Origin of the sequence: Chromohalobacter sp. HP20-39, from assembly GCF_033052815.1 — a bacterium.
Classification (GTDB): Bacteria; Pseudomonadota; Gammaproteobacteria; order Pseudomonadales; family Halomonadaceae; genus Chromohalobacter.
Genome location: NZ_JAWHTP010001262.1, coordinates 1 through 229 on the forward strand (window position 1 = coordinate 1; position 229 = coordinate 229).

Here is a 229-nt window from a genome sequence, read left to right on the forward strand (position 1 = left end):
AGTGTTCGCAAAGCAAGCGTCGCTGGCCAAGCCAATCGCAACGGAGCCTCCGATCCCAACACGCTCGTCGCCGCGGCTTCCGCGTTGGCGAGTACCTCACCTGAACCAGCAGTGTCAGTCACGTCCGTTCCCTCAAATAGGCCGTTCGAACTCATCGCCGACGAGTCAGTAGAGCAGCAATTGCTTGAGTGGGCGAGGCGCGCGGGTTGGAAGGTCTTGTGGAGGGTGC

The 229-nt window shown here is 61.1% G+C and carries 1 protein-coding gene; it reads left to right on the forward strand.

Features of this window, described 5'->3' with window-relative positions; translation table 11 throughout:
- Window positions 1-111: 111 nt before the first annotated feature.
- Window positions 112-229: TcpQ domain-containing protein (locus tag RVY79_RS22150; RefSeq protein WP_411161793.1), on the forward strand; the 118-nt coding region annotated here is incomplete at its 3' end.